At 37.3% G+C, this 16,730-nt stretch carries 17 protein-coding genes; 2 read left to right on the plus strand and 15 right to left on the minus strand.

From position 1 onward, the window contains the following. Positions 1-3: 3 nt before the first annotated feature. Both parC and parE read right to left on the minus strand, forming a co-directional pair. On the minus strand, positions 4-2,430 hold the full coding sequence (parC, locus tag BLR36_RS07385; protein WP_093061094.1) for a DNA topoisomerase IV subunit A: 2,427 nt from the start codon (positions 2,428-2,430) through the stop codon (positions 4-6). Beyond that, positions 2,427-4,397, minus strand: coding sequence for a DNA topoisomerase IV subunit B (parE, locus tag BLR36_RS07390; RefSeq protein WP_093061095.1), 1,971 nt, complete (start codon positions 4,395-4,397; stop codon positions 2,427-2,429). The genes parC and parE overlap by 4 nt, the downstream gene beginning before the upstream one ends. A gap of 332 nt (positions 4,398-4,729) precedes the next feature. Here parE and plsY point away from each other — a divergent pair, with 332 nt between their 5' ends. After that, on the plus strand, positions 4,730-5,335 hold the full coding sequence (plsY, locus tag BLR36_RS07395) for a glycerol-3-phosphate 1-O-acyltransferase PlsY (RefSeq protein WP_093061096.1): 606 nt from the start codon (positions 4,730-4,732) through the stop codon (positions 5,333-5,335). A gap of 25 nt (positions 5,336-5,360) precedes the next feature. Continuing rightward, complete coding sequence (locus tag BLR36_RS07400) at positions 5,361-5,654, plus strand: HesB/YadR/YfhF family protein (RefSeq protein WP_093061097.1); 294 nt, start codon at positions 5,361-5,363, stop codon at positions 5,652-5,654. Between the two features lie 228 nt (positions 5,655-5,882). Here the strand turns inward: BLR36_RS07400 and BLR36_RS07405 are convergent, their stop codons facing one another. The 13 genes from BLR36_RS07405 to BLR36_RS07465 all read right to left on the minus strand — a co-directional run bounded on the left by BLR36_RS07405 (position 5,883) and on the right by BLR36_RS07465 (position 16,728). Continuing rightward, the gene (locus tag BLR36_RS07405; protein WP_093061098.1) at positions 5,883-6,434 is read right to left on the minus strand and encodes a GNAT family N-acetyltransferase; all 552 of its coding nucleotides are present in this window, start codon (positions 6,432-6,434) and stop codon (positions 5,883-5,885) included. A gap of 194 nt (positions 6,435-6,628) precedes the next feature. Beyond that, a complete protein-coding gene (locus BLR36_RS07410; RefSeq protein ID WP_093061099.1) occupies positions 6,629-7,468 on the minus strand; it encodes an alpha/beta fold hydrolase in 840 nt (279 codons plus the stop codon). A 234-nt stretch (positions 7,469-7,702) separates the two neighbouring features. Then, positions 7,703-8,008: a hypothetical protein gene (locus BLR36_RS07415; protein WP_093061100.1), complete on the minus strand. Its 306-nt coding sequence runs from the start codon at positions 8,006-8,008 to the stop codon at positions 7,703-7,705. After that, the gene (locus tag BLR36_RS07420) at positions 8,009-8,434 is read right to left on the minus strand and encodes an acyl-CoA thioesterase (protein ID WP_093061101.1); all 426 of its coding nucleotides are present in this window, start codon (positions 8,432-8,434) and stop codon (positions 8,009-8,011) included. 61 nt (positions 8,435-8,495) lie between these two features. Then, on the minus strand, positions 8,496-9,122 hold the full coding sequence (locus BLR36_RS07425) for a hypothetical protein (protein ID WP_093061102.1): 627 nt from the start codon (positions 9,120-9,122) through the stop codon (positions 8,496-8,498). Between the two features lie 77 nt (positions 9,123-9,199). Continuing rightward, positions 9,200-10,711 carry a class I adenylate-forming enzyme family protein gene (locus tag BLR36_RS07430; RefSeq protein WP_093061103.1) on the minus strand — a complete coding sequence of 504 codons (1,512 nt, stop codon included), beginning with the start codon at positions 10,709-10,711 and terminating at the stop codon, positions 9,200-9,202. A 17-nt stretch (positions 10,712-10,728) separates the two neighbouring features. Continuing rightward, the gene (gene fabG / locus BLR36_RS07435; protein ID WP_093061104.1) at positions 10,729-11,469 is read right to left on the minus strand and encodes a 3-oxoacyl-ACP reductase FabG; all 741 of its coding nucleotides are present in this window, start codon (positions 11,467-11,469) and stop codon (positions 10,729-10,731) included. Next, the gene (locus BLR36_RS07440; RefSeq protein ID WP_093061105.1) at positions 11,466-12,368 is read right to left on the minus strand and encodes an intracellular short-chain-length polyhydroxyalkanoate depolymerase; all 903 of its coding nucleotides are present in this window, start codon (positions 12,366-12,368) and stop codon (positions 11,466-11,468) included. Before BLR36_RS07440 ends, fabG begins: the two co-directional genes overlap by 4 nt. Before the next feature lie 13 nt (positions 12,369-12,381). Beyond that, positions 12,382-13,389, minus strand: coding sequence for a 3-oxoacyl-ACP synthase (locus BLR36_RS07445; RefSeq protein WP_093061106.1), 1,008 nt, complete (start codon positions 13,387-13,389; stop codon positions 12,382-12,384). Next, positions 13,386-14,390, minus strand: coding sequence for a branched-chain amino acid ABC transporter permease (locus tag BLR36_RS07450; RefSeq protein WP_093061107.1), 1,005 nt, complete (start codon positions 14,388-14,390; stop codon positions 13,386-13,388). Before BLR36_RS07450 ends, BLR36_RS07445 begins: the two co-directional genes overlap by 4 nt. 6 nt (positions 14,391-14,396) lie before the next feature. Next, positions 14,397-15,257, minus strand: a complete 861-nt coding sequence (locus BLR36_RS07455; RefSeq protein ID WP_093061108.1) for a branched-chain amino acid ABC transporter permease — start codon at positions 15,255-15,257, stop codon at positions 14,397-14,399. Positions 15,258-15,269: 12 nt separating this feature from the next. Beyond that, positions 15,270-15,977: an ABC transporter ATP-binding protein gene (locus tag BLR36_RS07460; protein ID WP_093061109.1), complete on the minus strand. Its 708-nt coding sequence runs from the start codon at positions 15,975-15,977 to the stop codon at positions 15,270-15,272. Further along, entirely contained in the window at positions 15,961-16,728 is a 768-nt protein-coding gene (locus BLR36_RS07465) for an ABC transporter ATP-binding protein (RefSeq protein ID WP_093061110.1), read from the minus strand. The genes BLR36_RS07460 and BLR36_RS07465 overlap by 17 nt, the downstream gene beginning before the upstream one ends. Between the last annotated feature and the right edge of the window lie 2 nt (positions 16,729-16,730).

The following is a 16,730-nucleotide window of genomic DNA, read 5'->3' on the forward strand; positions in this document are numbered from 1 at the left end:
TTATTAATTCTCTTCTTTTGGCTGCTTCCACGCACGAACTAAAGGTCCATCTTTTTCAGTATCGATAACAAATGAACCATTAGAATAACGATCGGATGGACGGAATGAATTTACTTCAATCGTTTCCGCACCATTATCTGTTTCAATAACAAGTTGGTCATTTTTCTCTACTAAAAATACATCAAACACACGATGCGGATTTGACTTAAGCTCTCTTAGTGTAAGCACGCCTCGCTTAGCTCGAACGCCAACTTCGATTTCACTTAATGTCATTTTTTTAACGGCACCTCTTTGAGTAATTAGCATAATATCTTCGGTGCTTTGGAGCGAAATTGGATTAACACTTACTACATAATCTCCGTCTTTTAGATTAATCGCTTTTACCCCTGCAGTTTTTACTCCAGTGATTGGCACTTCGTCTAAAGAGAAGCGAACAGAATAGCTAGCATGTGTTGTGATTAACACATCATCTGATGGTGCTACCAGCTCTGCAATGATCATTTCATCACTATTTTTCAGGTTCATCGTTTTAATTGATTTTGCGTATCGTTGCACCACATAATCAGAAAGTAAGGAACGTTTAATCTGTCCATCTCTTGTTGCTGTTAAAACGCTTAAATCCTTGTCAAATGAATCGATACCCATTACTCGAATTATTTTTTCTTGTGAATCGAGTGGCACTATACTGGATATATGCTGCCCAAGATCCTTCCAGCGAATATCCGGTAATTCATGCACTGGCTGGTAGATATAATTGCCTTTAGAAGTGAATAGCAATAGATGATGCTGCATATGAATCGGAGCTTTATACAGTAAATAATCCGACTCCTTAATAGCAAAATCCTGACCGTTAGAAGCTGTGTAGGAACGTGTGCTCGTCCGTTTAATATAGCCGTCCTTTGTTACCGTCACATACACTTCTTCGTTTGGAATTAAGACATCTAAATTTACTTTAATTTCTTCAATTTCATCTTCAATTACGGATCTACGTGGCTCAGAAAATTGTTTTCTCACGGTTAAAAGTTCTTTTTTAATAACTTTCAAAAGAGCCGATTCCTTTGCAAGAATGTTCTCTAACTCTTTCACTAATTTATTGAGAGTTTCTTCTTCATTTTGAAGTTCGGTAATATCTGTATTCGTTAATCGATATAATTGTAGGGAGACTATTGCCTCTGCCTGTGCTTCGGAGAATTCAAATAACGCTATTAAGTTGTTTTTTGCATCTCTTTTATCTTTGGAAGCTCGGATTGCTTTGATCACTTCATCTAGTATAGAAAGAGCCTTCATAAGACCTGCTACAATATGCAGTCTTTCCTTTGCTTTTTTCAGATCAAATACCGTACGACGAGTCACAACTTCTTTTTGATGGTCAATGTAGGAATCTAAAAGTAGCGGTAAAGTCATCATCGTTGGTCTACGATTATGAATAGCAATCATATTGAAATTATAAGTCACTTGTAAATCCGTATTTTTTAACAAATACTGAAGGATCCCATGTGCATCAATTTCTTTTTTCATCTCAATAACAATTCGCAAACCAGTGCGATCCGATTCGTCTCGAACTTCTGCAATTCCTTCAAGACGTTTATCATGTCTTTGTTCGTCTATTTTCTTCACTAGGTTAGCCTTGTTCACTTCAAAAGGTATTTCGGTAATGACAATTTGTTGTTTACCGCCTTTTATCGTTTCAATTTCCGTTTTGGAGCGAACGACAATTTTCCCTTTACCCGTTTCATAAGCTTTTTTAATCCCGTCTACACCTTGGATAATTGCACCTGTTGGGAAATCTGGCCCTTTAATAACTGTCATTAACTCATCGACAGTTGCAGCAGGATTTTCAATTCTCATCATGACAGCATCTAGTGCTTCGTGAAGAGAATGTGGTGGAATATCCGTCGCATACCCTGCCGAAATCCCGGTAGAACCATTTACGATTAAATTCGGAAATCTTGCTGGTAATACGACTGGTTCTGAATCAGAATCATCAAAGTTTGGAATATAGTCAACTGTATTCTTGTTAATATCTCTAAGTAATTCATGAGAAATTGCAGAAAGTCTAGCTTCCGTGTAACGCATCGCTGCCGGTGGGTCCCCATCAACAGAACCATTGTTACCATGCATTTCGACAGTCATATGGCGAAGCTTCCACTCTTGACTCATACGAACCATTGCCTCATAAACGGAACTATCTCCATGTGGATGATAGTTACCGATTACATTACCGACTGTTTTGGCGGATTTTCGGAATGGTTTGTCATTTGTATTACCTTCTTGGAACATCGCAAATAAAATGCGGCGTTGAACAGGTTTTAAGCCATCTCTAGCATCGGGTAGTGCACGATCTTGAATGATGTATTTGCTATAACGTCCAAACCGATCACCGATCACCTCTTCTAATGGCAAATTTTGATAACGTTCGGTTTGTGTCATGCTAATTCATCCTCCGTGTGTATTCTTTCATTTTCTAATATATTGGAATCATCTTCTAAGCTGAAGTTGACATTAGCTTCAATCCATTTGCGTCGAGGCTCTACTTTGTCTCCCATTAGCGTAGTCACATGTCTTTCTGCCCGTGCACCATCTTCAATAGTCACTCGAATAAGTGTTCTAGTATCAGGATTCATCGTTGTGTCCCATAATTGGTCGGCATTCATTTCCCCTAGTCCTTTATAACGTTGGAGTGTATAGCCTTTACCAATTCTTTTGGAAGCCGCTTCTAATTCTTTTTCAGTCCATGCATATTCAAAAACCTCTTTTTTACCGACACCTCTATACACTTTATAGAGCGGTGGTAAAGCAATATAAATGTTTCCATTTTCGATTAACGGTTTCATATAGCGATAGAAGAAGGTTAATAAAAGTACTTGAATGTGTGCACCATCTGTATCGGCATCTGTCATAATAACGATTTTGTCATAGGCAATATCTTCTATTTGGAATTCTGCTCCTACGCCACCACCAATAGCATGAATAATCGTAGCAATTTCTACATTTTTCATAATATCGGATAGATTTGCTTTTTCCGTATTGATTACTTTACCTCGAAGGGGAAGAATCGCTTGAAATGTACGATCTCGACCTTGTTTGGCAGATCCTCCTGCAGAATCTCCTTCGACTAAATAAAGTTCATTTTTGGCTGCGTTTCTCGATTGTGCAGGTGTTAACTTTCCGGATAACAATTCAGAGGGTTTGCGTTTTTTCCCGTTACGTGCGTCTTCCCGAGCTTTTCTTGCTGCTTCGCGGGCTTGCTGTGCGCGAAGTGCTTTTCGTATAAGAGAAGATGCTAGCTCTGAATTTTCCTCTAAAATATATTGTAATTTCTCAGAAATGACGGAATCAACTGCGCTTCTAGCTTCACTAGTTCCCAGCTTACCTTTCGTCTGCCCTTCGAATTGTAGTATATTTTCTGGGATACGTATAGAAATGATCGCAGAAATACCTTCTCGAATATCGGAGCCTTCTAGGTTTTTCGCTTTTTCTTTTAACAGATTGGTTTTGCGCGCGTATTCGTTAAAAACTCTCGTTAAAGCTGCTTTAGCACCTGTTTCATGCGTCCCACCATCACGAGTCCGGACATTATTGACAAAGGAAAGAATCGTTTCCGAATATCCGTCATTGAATTGAAAGGCAAATTCCACTTCAATTTCATCTTGTAAACCTTCCATGTAGAATACAGGATGCAAAACGTCTTTCTCTTCGTTCAAATAAGAAACGAATGCTTCTATTCCAGTTTCATAAAAGAATACGTCATGAGCTTCCGTACGCTCATCTATTAATTCGATTTTTAGTCCTTTTAATAAAAAAGCAGATTCTCTTAACCTTTCACATAGTGTCTCGTAATTGTATTTCGACACAGAAAAGATACTGTCATCTGGTAAAAAGCGAACAGATGTCCCAGTTTCTTTCGTTGTTCCTACCTGTTTTAACGATTGAACAACCTTCCCACCATTTTCAAATCGTTGGTGGAATTTTTTACCTTCACGATGAATCTCAACATCCACATAAGTAGATAGCGCATTTACAACAGATGCACCAACACCATGAAGCCCACCACTAGTTTTGTAGCCGCCTTGTCCAAATTTACCTCCTGCATGTAAAACGGTAAAAATAACTTCTGCGGTTGGTATTCCTGTTTTATGCGTACCCGTCGGCATTCCACGTCCAAAATCACGAATGGTAACACTTTGATCTTCATGTATCGTTACGATAATATGATCCCCAAAGCCAGCTAGACTTTCATCTACGGCATTATCGACTATTTCGTATACTAAATGATGCAAGCCTCTCGCATCTGTTGAACCAATATACATACCAGGTCTTTTACGTACGGCTTCTAAACCTTCTAAGACCTGTATGTCATCATCACTATAACTATTTACTGTTCCAACTTTACTCAAATACTTTCCCTCCAAAACAAAACATCTGTTCTTTATGCTTTCTTAAATGTACAAATGGATACGCGTTATGTCAATATTTTCAGTAGTTTACGCCAGAATTTAATTGTAAGGAAAGATTTCTGAGAATGCAAACTCCCTTTTCATGCATTCGCTATTTCGTGACAATATTCCTTCTTGATTGTTCCATTCAGTTATTGAATCTTTATAATTGTATCACGTCTTCCACAAAGAATTGTAATCCTTTCGTGTAAGGGCATTGAATACTTACAAATGTACATGGTACACTTAAAAATGTTAAAGATTCTATTAGATTTATATTAAAGGAGTATACTATGATCATAATTCTTTTACTCTTACTCGCTTATCTTATTGGTTCTATTCCATCCGGTCTATGGGTCGGCAAACTATTTTATAATGTTGATATACGAGAGCATGGTAGTGGAAATTTAGGTGGTACAAACACATTTAGAACACTTGGTAAGAAAGCTGGTTTAATCGTTACAATAATGGATATTCTGAAAGGGACTGCTGCAACACTACTAGGTTCTTTGGCAATATTTGAAGCAGCTAATATTCATCCACTAATCTTAGGTATTGTAGCGGTGGTTGGTCATATGTACCCAATCTTTGCTGGATTTAAAGGTGGAAAAGCAGTAGCTACCTCTGGTGGTCTTTTGCTAGGATATAATTGGCCAATTTTTGTTATTTTAGTCATTGGATTTTTGGTCGTGTTGAAATTGACGAAGATGGTGTCGTTAACTTCGATGATTCTGGCAATTATTGCGCTTATTTATAGTGTTATTTACTACTTTACGGTAGATAAGGATTGGCCACTCATAATTATTGTGCTGTTACTAGGGGTATTTATTTTTTATCGTCATCGTTCTAATATGAAACGTATTAAAGCTGGTACCGAACCAAAGGTAACATGGCTTTAAAATCGATGGAAGTGTGGTGGTACGTATGAAAATATTTATTTCAACTGACGCAATGAATTGGTTTCAACAGGAAATGGAAGCAGTAAAAGGTGACACCATTCGCTTTTTTGCCCGTTATGGTGGATCAAGTCCACTGCATGAAGGTTTTTCTTTAGGTGTTACGAAGGATACTCCATTTGAGCCAACAGTGACCTATAAAGTAGAGGATATTTTATTTTTTATTGAAGAAACAGATGAATGGTATTTTGATGGCCATGATCTTCACGTAGAGTTAGATTCCCAAAAAGACGAACTAAAATATGCATATAAAAAAGCGTAACCCGTTGTGGCTACGCTTTTTTATATGATTATTAGCGAGAGTGATGACTTCGTGAATACATTGTTTTTACCAAACCTAAAAAAGGTTTTTTGGAATAAAGTTTTGTCCGTTCTGTTATACATTCATTCGCAATGATATGTTACAAATAACGGAATTGTATGAGTAGGAATTTAACTGATCAGTAACCAAAGAAATGATGGGCAAAAGCTTACAACAGTCTATTTCACTCTAGCTAAGGTTGGTGTCTCCCTTTATGATTGAGTACATATATAAATCATCGAATTTACCACAAGTATATTCATAATGTCTAAGTAACCCTTCTCTTTTAAAGCCTAGCTTTTCTACTAGTTTTTGTGAGGGAAGATTAGTCGGTTCAATTAATGCCTCAATTCTTTCTAACTGAAAGTGTTGATAACCGTACTTTACAACGACTTCCAATGCTTCACTAGCTAATCCTCTGCTCCAGTAATCTTTGCTTAATTCATATCCAACTTCAGCTCGATAATGTTTATTAATCATATTGAGAAAACCACAACTTCCTATAACTTCACCAGATTCCTTTAGTGTAATTCCCCATCTAATTCCTGTACCTTCATTGTATATAGATTTATACCAACCAACTTCATCCAATACATCGTTTACTGTTTCAAAAGGAGATAATCCCATGGGTTTCACAACATCTATATCTGATAAATATTGAAACATATCCTTAGCGTCTTCCTCTTTTACTTCTCTTAAAATTAATCTACTAGTTTCAAGAATAGGAAAATTTTTTTGCACTATATTTGCCACCTTCTACTCATTGTTTTATTACTAATTCTAATCATCTTCATTTAAAATACTGTCTCTTCGAATGCATTACTTTAATGTTTGCTAGGAACTCAAAACTATAGGAATACCATCTATTAATCCTTCATATTAAATTTTATGAGCAGAAAGTTCGTCAAATTTAAAGCAGCCATTGAATTTGATTATTACGACATAAGATTTTGTAGAACCCGTTTAAATTCGTCTTCTTCTTCTAAAAAAGGATAATGATTGCTTTGTTCAAAAATATGTAAGGACGTTTCTGGAATTAATTTGCTCATTTCAATAGAGAAATCCACTGGACATTGAACATCATGTCTACCGCAAAGAATGATAGTTCTTGTTTTGATAGCTGATAATTTGCGAGTTACATCAAAAATCAGTTGCTCTCTACTAAAAAAGTTTAATCTACTTGATGATATATTTTTCATAATATTTTTTGAAAAATAAAGTTCATAATTTTCAGGTTTGAATAAGGATAATTGAGTTCTTTCTTTACTCAACTTACTCCTCTCATCTTTTTCTAGGTTTTGAAGTTTTAAAAGTTCCATCAATTCTTGCATTCTTTTATAATTTGGATGATGCTCATTATAAATACACTTACTAGAAGAAGAGCTGTATTCTCTTGCAGAAGAGCTAACAAGTAACAGAGATTTTAAAGAGGACGAAAAATGAATAGCATATAGAACCCCAATCATTCCTCCTGTTGAATGTCCAGCGAATATCCATGATGAGAAACCCTTTGTTTTGCGAATTTCTTCAAGATCAAGTATTGCGTCCACCATGCTTAATTCATAGCCATGCTTTGCTTTGTCTGTGCTTCCTGCATCTTTTAAGTTAACTAAAAAAACCTTGTAATTGTCTGTAAAAGTTTCGGCGAAATAGTCTCCAGATTCATTAAATTCCGAATAGTGATGAGTTATACAGACAGGTTCCCCCTCACCTTTAACAAAAACTTCAAAGTATCCACGGGAAGTTTTAATCATCTCTCTTTTCCATTTTGACATAATCAGTTTCCCCTCTGTAAATCTATCTATTTCTTTTTCAACTAAACTGTTTACGTGAGTTTAAGTGTTTGCTTACCCACCTGTATAACTATTTTAACATAAATATCCAATTTAACTCACTATTTAGCGAGACTACAGCTGTGAATTTTATAAAACTTTGGTTAAATAAACAAGTAAAAACAGCCTGTGATTTCTTAATTTCACAAGCTGTTTTTAAAACTTTACTATTGATGATCACAAGTTTTTCTTAAATCTCTCTAGCTGCTCCTTCAGTCCTTCTTTTTCCAAAATCTCTAGTTCGTATTTACCGAATAAATCATAATGGGGAAAGCCTTCCTTGTAGTCAATCCATTCTGGTTGTAATCCATGCTGATTGCCCCAGGCGATTAACTTTTGGATATCATTGCAGCCAACTTTAGTCACTGTGTTACAGCCTGGAAATCGTTCGTCAATCCAATAATGGGTTAAAAATGCAATTTTCCCGTTCTGTACATCCTGTTTCCATGCAGTTAATTCCTGCCGTTTTATACCAAATGCCATTTACGCATTCACCTTAGCTATTTCCGTATATTTTGCATCCCAGACTTCATGAACTTTTTTTAGAGACACAGGTCGGAAACTATCTTTTTTTACGATTACATGTTCAGAAGTAGCAGTACAAGCAACAGTGCCGTCCGCATGAACAATTTCATAGCCGTATGTTGTACGAAGCTTACTATGTTTTTCGATCCATGTTCGTATCATCACTGTCTCCCCATATTTCACAGGCGTTCTATAATTCACGTTTACATTCGTTACCGGAGATAGGTATCCATCCTGCTCCAGTCCTGCATACGAGAATCCTAGGTCTCGGATAAGCTGGGTTCTACCTATTTCTAACCAAATGACATAGTTCGCATGGTAAACGACACCCATTTGATCAGTTTCCGCATAACGTACTTCAATTTCTTTTTCACTTAAAAACATGTATGGTCACCTCAGTGCCTATTATACTAGAGAAATTTGAAAAAAACTGTTTAAGCAACCTCTACAGATTACTCTTCTTGATTTGTTGGTTTTTTAAGAGCTCAAGTGAATTAGGCAATTCATTTATTGGTAGAAGTTCGTCTGGTGAAATAAAGGGATGAAATCCGATTTCTGTTATTTCCGTTCCGAGCACATATTCTCCTATAACAATCTCCAGTAATTCCATTGCTACTTCATAATAATCATCATTATCTTCCTGGAACCCTTTTATATAAAGCTCAAGGTAAAATGCTGGCAATTCTGCATCATATGTATAGTTGAAAAAGACATCATCTCGTGTAAGTTCTATGTCATTTGTTTTCACTCCAGTTTCATCGTCATTGCGTTGGTTAAATGCGATAAATGTAAATCTATCCATTTGTGGTGCAGCCTCAATTAAACGAATGACATCTGGGAAGTTATTTCCGATGGATGCAGCACTAATGGTAAACTCTCTTTTCTCATCGACCATTTGTTTAGGCATAGAAAAAACTAACTGTTTGTTTACTTTGCTTATCAACTTGTGTAAATTTCCAAAGAGCTTTTCTATATCCTCATCCCGGAAATTATACAATTCTTTTTCATGGTCCTTAAAGTATTGCCAAAATGCTTCAATCGGATCTTTCTTTTTAAAGAAATTTAAAAACATGTAACTCCTCCTTCTTTTTCTTTTAAGTATAAACTAAATTCGCTTCATTGTTACATAGTAAAAAGGGTCGGCTACAATTACACCGAACCCCTCTTTTCTGTCATTACATTTTCCTCTTTCATTGCCAATTCAAATAACTTCTTTTTATCAATTTTTCCTACGTCTGTTCGAGGCAATTCCTCTACAAAAATAATCTTCTTAGGAACTTTATAACTGCCTAAATAATTTTTGCAATGGGAGATTAACTCCACCTCACTAGAAAGCGTTGGAACAGTTTGGCAAACAAAAGCAGTTACGCTTTCTCCCCATTTTTTATCCGAGATGCCAATAACGGCCGCTTCTCGAACATGCTTGTGCAACAGGAGACACTGCTCCACTTCCTGCGGATATACATTCTCCCCACCCGTAATAATCATTTCCTTTTTTCTACCGACGATATAGTAATATCCATCTAGATCGAATTTTGCTAAATCTCCGGATCTTAACCAACCATCTCTTAGCGTAAGCTCTGTTTCCTTATTATTATTCCAATAATGGGTAAATAAATGTTTGCCAGATATATAAAGCTCTCCAACTTCATCTACTCCACATTCAAGACCTTCTCCGTTAATAATTTTCACATCATTGAATAGCATACTTTTTCCAACAGAACCTTTTTTACTATAAGCAAGAGACGATTCAATATAAAAATTATTAGGACCTGCTTCCGTTAATCCATATCCCTCTTTAAATAGAATCCCTTTCTCCTGGAACCTATCATAAATAGAATGAGGACATGGTGCACCCCCTGCTAGAAAAACCTTTACAGTTGGAAAAGTAGCCGTTTTGTAATACTCCGTCTCTAGCATTGCTTGATACATCGTGGGAACGAAGAGAGAAATAGTTGTCTTGTATGTATTTAACGCTCTCAACGCTTCCTCGGCTTGAAAACGACTTCCGATAACGACCGTTCCACCTGCCATTAAAATCGGTATACATAAGGCGTTAACACCGCCTGTATGGAACATGGGCATATAATTTAACGTACAATCTGTTTCATTGAGTCCCCAGCTAGTAATTGTATTCAATGCATTCCAGTTAACTGCATTAAAAGATAGAACAACCCCTTTTGGCTTTCCGGTAGTTCCTCCTGTGTATATAATCATCCACGGATCTGTAGTACTCCAGTTAACATCAGTAGAAGGATCAACTGAAAATTCAAGTGTTTTCGTGACTAATGCTAACGTTATATCTGAAAACGCTTCTCCAATGGGTTGATGCTCTTCATCACAAATAATAAGCACGGGCATACAATCATCTAAAATATAACGCAGCTCTCTTTTGTTTAAACGAAAATTAAGCGGTACGTAAATGAGACCATTCATCCCACAAGCAAATAGAATTGCAAATAGTTCAATCCTGTTTTGAGACAAAACGACAATGCGATCGCCTTTCTGATAATCCTGTTGATGAAAATATTGCGACCACTTAGATATCTGACTGGTTAGCTCCTCGTAGCTCCATTGTATGCCAGTACAACTATCAATAAGAGCAGTCTTTGTTTGACTCAGTGCTGCACGTTTATATATCCATGCTTGCTCCGTATACATATGGTACAGCCCCCTTATCACATCATAATACCGCCATCCACTTGTAATACATGACCATGCACATAACTGGATTCCTCCGAAGCTAAAAACAAATATGCATTTGCAATATCTGTTGGTTCACCTAGTCGCTGTAAAGATACAACTGATTTCATTTGGTTAATAATATTTTCTGGCATTTTTGCTACCATTGCAGTGTTTGTAAATCCAGGTGCTACTGCATTTACATTTATCCCTTTTCTTCCTAGTTCTTTTGCCCATGTTTTGGTCATTCCAATTACGGCAGCTTTGGATGCAGCATAATTTGTTTGACCGACATTCCCATATACACCACTAACAGAGGAGGTATTAATAATTTTACCGTGACCCTGTTTTACCAAATGTGGTACTACTGCTTGCGTACAATTGAACACACCTGTTATGTTCACATGTAGTACGGTTGAAAAGTCCTCTGGAGTCATTTTCGTTAGCATGGCATCCCTCGTAATACCTGCATTATTAATAAGGATATCTATTTGCCCAAAATGATTTATCGTTTGCTCTATTAGCGCATCTACACTTTGCCTATTCGCAACATCTACTTGAATGAAACTAACTTCATAGCCAAGTTTGGTTAGTTCTTTTTCTTTTGCTGCTCCTGCCTCTGCATCATAATCGGCTAATATAACCTTTGCTCCTTCCTGTGAAAAGCGTTCTGCAGCAGCCAATCCAATTCCATTAGCGGCCCCTGTGATGATTGCTACTTTATCCTTTAGTTTCATAGTCTGTCGTCCCCTTTTACCAAAAATGCTTCGATTCTGTTAGTGAGTTGCTCTAAATCATCGATTAATGGGGAGTGTCCACAATCGATTAATGGAATATACGTCGCATTGTCTCCTAAGTCTGCAACAATTTCTTGCGTCATCTGTTCGGACACAACATAGTCCCGATCTCCTCTTAAAATAAGTACCGGAATAGTAATATCCTTTGCTTTGTCTGTACCTTCTGTTAGTCCGTTATTAGTACCGCTAATATTAAACGTATTTAGTGCATGGTAGACATCTGCAAGGTTTCGTTGTGTCAGCATATCATCTAGATAGTTGTCATAGGCATCGTCAGCGGGTTGCTTATGCGAATAGATTGCTGCATTCCAGATCGCCTTTAATCCTTCTTTGTTCGCCGTATCATATAACCCTTGAACGATGAGCGTCTTATTTGGGTCTTCTTCCACATCTTCAATGGTTTTTAGTCTGCGATTTAGGTCTGGTGTACCGTCTTCTTGTAACCCATAGAATGGATAACCTCTTGTCGATGCGGATGCCAGCAACACAAGCTTTTCACAGCGAGCTGGATGATCCGCTACATATTGCATACATATTGCACCTCCAGTAGACCAACCGATCAAATAGAACTTTTGTAAATTTAACGCAACAATTACTTCACTTAAATCATCCGAAAAATCTTTTATTCCTTGAATCCGTTTATGATAAGTCGATTCACCGAAGCCTCTTAAGTCAACAGCGTATATAGTAAATCTTGGATCCAACTTATCGATTAACACATCCCAATGCATCGATGAGGTCATATTTCCATGGACGAGCACGATTATTTCCTCTCCACCCGGACGAACTCGATAAGCAATCTCCTCTCCATTTGACAGTGAAATCTTAGGTAAACTCATATACACACTCCTTTTATTGTCCCCATTTAATTACTACCGCTCCCCATGCATAGCCAATGCCTGCACTTACTAATACAACTATATCGCCAGTTTTTAGTTTTCCCGCTTGATGTGCAAGCTCGAGTGAAATTATTTGATCCATTTGTCCAATATGACCGTAATCACTCAAGTAAATCGATTGTTCACTCGTTAAACCTAATTCATTTAAAACAAAGTCGTGAGCAGACTTTTTCATATGAAGAATAGCTAAATAATTTATGTCCTTTTCGGTGTAGCCACTCTTCGATAAAGCATTTCTTATAACGAGTAAAAAGTTTTGCATAGATTTCTGTTCAAGTCTTGCTTTCATGCCTACTGGATCCATCACATCCAACCGATATAGTCCTAGTTCTAAATGCTCTGTGGTCAAAGGTTCCTTTGTTCCCCCAACTGGAACAAGTACATCCTCCGAAAAGGATCCATCTGTTATTAAATCTGATTCTAAAATAGTATTCTCTAAATAGTGTTTCTTTAAAATCATTGCAGCTCCACCAGCACCTAGATTAAACATAAACCTTGTTCGGTCGTTCGTATAATCAATCAAATCACTATTTCGATATCCTCCTGCTAACAGTACTGTGTTTATAGTCGGATCTGATTCCATCAAACTCTTTGCAACTTTAATAGCCATAATGGTCGTTCCACAGCGCAAAGCAACATCGAACCCCCATGCATGATTAGCACCAAGCTCTTCTTGAATTTTGATAGCAGCTGTCCATAACGGATACTCTTTATGCTCTTCGCCAATATAAATGATTAGGTCGATGACTTTAGGATCTATATTTTCTTTTTGCAAAGCTTTTGCAGCAGCTCTAATGGCCATCGCTACCGTATGATCCTCAGGTCCAGGTATTGGCTTCTTTGTGATTCCCATTTTGTTTTTAACTACGAATAACGGTAAACCAGATTTTTCGGCAATTTCTTCAGCGGTCATCATACTTTCTGGAATATATACACCCGTACTAGCTATTCCAATCGTCATTTTGCTAACCCCTTTCTTTTGGGGGCAATTGCTAATTTTATCGGATTCTTTCTCTTCCAAAACAAATGCTTAACAGTCCCAACAATACCTCTAGGGAAGAAGATAACGGCAAGTATATATACTATTCCAAAGAAAATAATCCATCGTTCGAATATTGGATGTTCCTTGGCAAGACCAGATAAATAATGCTGAGCTAACTCAATCACCCCTGCACCAATAATCGGTCCAATTAACGTTCCAACCCCTCCAATGATTGTCATAAGGAGAGCATCCAATGTTATGTCCATCGTTAATACACTTGTATTGACGAATCTTAGTGAAACCGCATAAAGTGATCCCGCTAAACTGGCAATTACACCCGCAACAACAGAAGCAATTACTTTATAGTGCAATGTCTGGAAACCTAATGATTTCGTGCGTTGTTCATTTTCTCGTACTGCTATTAATACCCTTCCTAGTGGTGAATCTACAAATCTACGTAAGAAGAGGTACACTAAAACTAAACAGCCTAGAACGAGCAAATAATACATCATGCGATCTTTAAAAAAGTCAGGTGCTCGAAAGGTAAATCCATCGTTACCAAATGTTAATGTTCTCCATTTCTCTGCTAATACTAAAAACAAGCCAGAGACTGCCATTGTCAACATGGCAAAGAAATGACTTTTCAATCTCAGTGTAAGCAGTCCGACTAAAAAGCTTATTATTCCGGCGATACACATTCCTACCACAATTGATAAAACAAATATTCCAACGGTTGGTTCAAAACGATCGAGCATAATTGCAGTGGCATAAGCTCCCATCCCGAAAAACATTGCATGCCCGAAAGAAACAATCCCGGTATATCCTAGTAAAATATCATAGCTCATAGCTAGTATTGAAAAGATAAATATTTGAGTTAGTAAAATTGTCCATGTGCGAGAATCCGACACAAAAGGGAAAACTGCTAAAGCTGCGACAATAATAAATAATAGAATTTTATTAACTTGGAATGCTGACTTCATTTTGCATCATCCTTTCGCTGTGAACAAACCTTGCGGACGGAATATTAATACGATTGCCATAAGCATCATATTGACCGCAAGCGATAAAGCTGGAACATAGTAAGCCATAAAGCTACCAGCAAGCCCTACTAAAATCGCAGCTAGAAGTGAGCCTGGAAAACTGCCCATTCCTCCAATAACGACAACGATGAAAGCGAGAATAGCAAACTCCATCCCCATCTCCGCATAAATAACTCCAGAATAGGGTGCCATAAGAACACCACTTAAAGCAGCTAATGCCGCACCTGCCATAAATACATATAAGAAAACTTTCTTAATATTAATTCCGAGCGCCTGCACCATTTCCTTGTTCATAACCCCAGCACGAACGACTAAGCCGATCTTCGTACGTTTTAAGATGAATTGGAAAATGCCAAACACGATAAAACCGATGATAATGATAAATAATCGGTACTTAATAATGATTACATCGCCGATTTCCCAGCTACCTGCTAATAGAGGTGGTGTTTTAGCTGCTAGCTGATTTGGTCCAAAAACGACCTTCAGCATTTCGGATAAAACGATCATAAATCCAAGCGTGATCAGTATTTGCTGTACATGATTTCCATACACCGGTTTAATAATGAGCTTTTCTGTTATAAAACCGAGCACAACTCCTGTTAATATGGCTCCAAGTATTGCAAGGGTAAAACTATTTGTTAACCCATAAAACCAAACACCTGAAAACGCACCCCAAGCAAAAAGTCCACCATGAGCAAAATTTAATACATCCATTAAACCGAATATTAACGTCAGTCCAGCAGCTAAAAGAAATATCAACATTCCCGTTGCTAAACCATTGATCAATAAGTTTATGAGTAACTCCATTTGATAACCTCCTTAGCCGATTCCTAAATACTTACGTTTGAGTTCTTCGTTATCAATCAGTTCTCGCATAAGACCTGATTGCACTGTTTCTCCATCGTCGATTAGTGTGTATGTATCACCAATTTTGCTAGCCATAATAAAATTTTGTTCCACGAGGATGATTGTAGTTTGTTTTTTCATTTCATTAATCGCTTCCATAACTTTTTCAATAACTACTGGTGCCAGACCTTTCGAAGGTTCGTCAATTAACAGCAATTTGCTTTCGTTTACAAATGCTCTTGCCATCGAAAGCATTTGCTTTTGACCTCCGGATAAATGGCCGCCATCTTTTTTCCAATACTTTTTTAAATCTGGAAATAGCTCTAATACATATTCCTGTCTCGCTAAAGCTGCATCATCTTCTTTTCTCATAGCTACTTTCAGGTTTTCTTCCACTGTTAATGCCCCAAAAATTCCTTGATCCTCTGGCACATACCCAATTCCGCCTGTGGCAATATCGTATGTTGGATTCTTTTCAATCGATTTATTATCGAATGTGATTTTACCCGAGGTGGCAGGAGTAAGGCCCATGATTGTTTTTAATGTGGTCGTTTTTCCTGCACCATTTCGACCAAGTAAAACACTGACCTCACCGGCTTTTGCCTCAAAGGAAACGCCCTGTAAAATATGATATTGGCCAATATACGTATGTACATTGTCCACTTTAAGCAAGATGCTCATCGTATAATCCTCCTAAATAAGCATGTTGAACAGTTTCATTGTTCATAATATCCTGTGGGGTTCCGTCCGCCAGTAAACGGCCATTGAACAACACCATGATTGAATCAGATAAGTCCATAATCATATCCATTTTGTGTTCGATCAGTAATATCGTTCTTTCACCCGTTTGTTTGATTTGTTTAATTACATCTAAAATTGCTGGTACCTCTTCTAAAGACATCCCTGCTGTAGGTTCATCCAACAGTAATACATCGGTATCTAAAGCTAGCAGCATAGCAATCTCTAACTTTCGCTTTTCCCCATGAGAGAGCTGTGTGGCAAATGCATTTGCTTTGCTTGATAGTAAAACAATTTCTAGTAATTTTTCTGCTTGGATTTGTAAATCCTTGTACGATGTAAAATGACGGAAAAATTGATATCTAATTTTTTCTTTTGATTGAACTGCTAAGCGAACATTTTCTATAACTGTAAGATTCGGAAAAACGTTCGTTATTTGAAATGATCTTCCTAGTCCTTTTCGAGTTCGTGAAACAGAGGATTTTCCAGCAAGCGATTCCCCTCGAAAAAACACATCGCCATTTGTTGGTTTTAGTTCCCCACTTATGAGATTAAAAAAGGTAGTCTTGCCAGCTCCATTAGGTCCGATAATCGATTTAAAATGCTTTTCTGGCACTGCAAAATTGACATTATCTACCGCTGTCTGCCCACCAAATTTTATCGTTAAGTTTTCTGTACGCAATATTGGTTCCATCC

Origin of the sequence: Psychrobacillus sp. OK028 (assembly GCF_900103605.1) — a bacterium.
Taxonomy (GTDB): Bacteria; Bacillota; Bacilli; order Bacillales_A; family Planococcaceae; genus Psychrobacillus.

Excerpts from the sequence above, each read along its gene's own strand:
- parC (WP_093061094.1), bottom strand. The coding sequence starts at position 2,430 with ATGACACAAACCGAACGTTATCAAAATTTGCCATTAGAAGAGGTGATC.
- plsY (WP_093061096.1), top strand. The coding sequence starts at position 4,730 with ATGATCATAATTCTTTTACTCTTACTCGCTTATCTTATTGGTTCTATT.
- BLR36_RS07400 (WP_093061097.1), top strand. The coding sequence starts at position 5,361 with ATGAAAATATTTATTTCAACTGACGCAATGAATTGGTTTCAACAGGAA.
- BLR36_RS07410 (WP_093061099.1), bottom strand. The coding sequence starts at position 7,468 with ATGTCAAAATGGAAAAGAGAGATGATTAAAACTTCCCGTGGATACTTT.
- BLR36_RS07415 (WP_093061100.1), bottom strand. The coding sequence starts at position 8,008 with ATGGCATTTGGTATAAAACGGCAGGAATTAACTGCATGGAAACAGGAT.
- BLR36_RS07420 (WP_093061101.1), bottom strand. The coding sequence starts at position 8,434 with ATGTTTTTAAGTGAAAAAGAAATTGAAGTACGTTATGCGGAAACTGAT.
- BLR36_RS07425 (WP_093061102.1), bottom strand. The coding sequence starts at position 9,122 with ATGTTTTTAAATTTCTTTAAAAAGAAAGATCCGATTGAAGCATTTTGG.
- BLR36_RS07430 (WP_093061103.1), bottom strand. The coding sequence starts at position 10,711 with ATGTATACGGAGCAAGCATGGATATATAAACGTGCAGCACTGAGTCAA.
- fabG (WP_093061104.1), bottom strand. The coding sequence starts at position 11,469 with ATGAAACTAAAGGATAAAGTAGCAATCATCACAGGGGCCGCTAATGGA.
- BLR36_RS07440 (WP_093061105.1), bottom strand. The coding sequence starts at position 12,368 with ATGAGTTTACCTAAGATTTCACTGTCAAATGGAGAGGAGATTGCTTAT.
- BLR36_RS07445 (WP_093061106.1), bottom strand. The coding sequence starts at position 13,389 with ATGACGATTGGAATAGCTAGTACGGGTGTATATATTCCAGAAAGTATG.
- BLR36_RS07450 (WP_093061107.1), bottom strand. The coding sequence starts at position 14,390 with ATGAAGTCAGCATTCCAAGTTAATAAAATTCTATTATTTATTATTGTC.
- BLR36_RS07455 (WP_093061108.1), bottom strand. The coding sequence starts at position 15,257 with ATGGAGTTACTCATAAACTTATTGATCAATGGTTTAGCAACGGGAATG.
- BLR36_RS07460 (WP_093061109.1), bottom strand. The coding sequence starts at position 15,977 with ATGAGCATCTTGCTTAAAGTGGACAATGTACATACGTATATTGGCCAA.
- BLR36_RS07465 (WP_093061110.1), bottom strand. The coding sequence starts at position 16,728 with ATGGAACCAATATTGCGTACAGAAAACTTAACGATAAAATTTGGTGGG.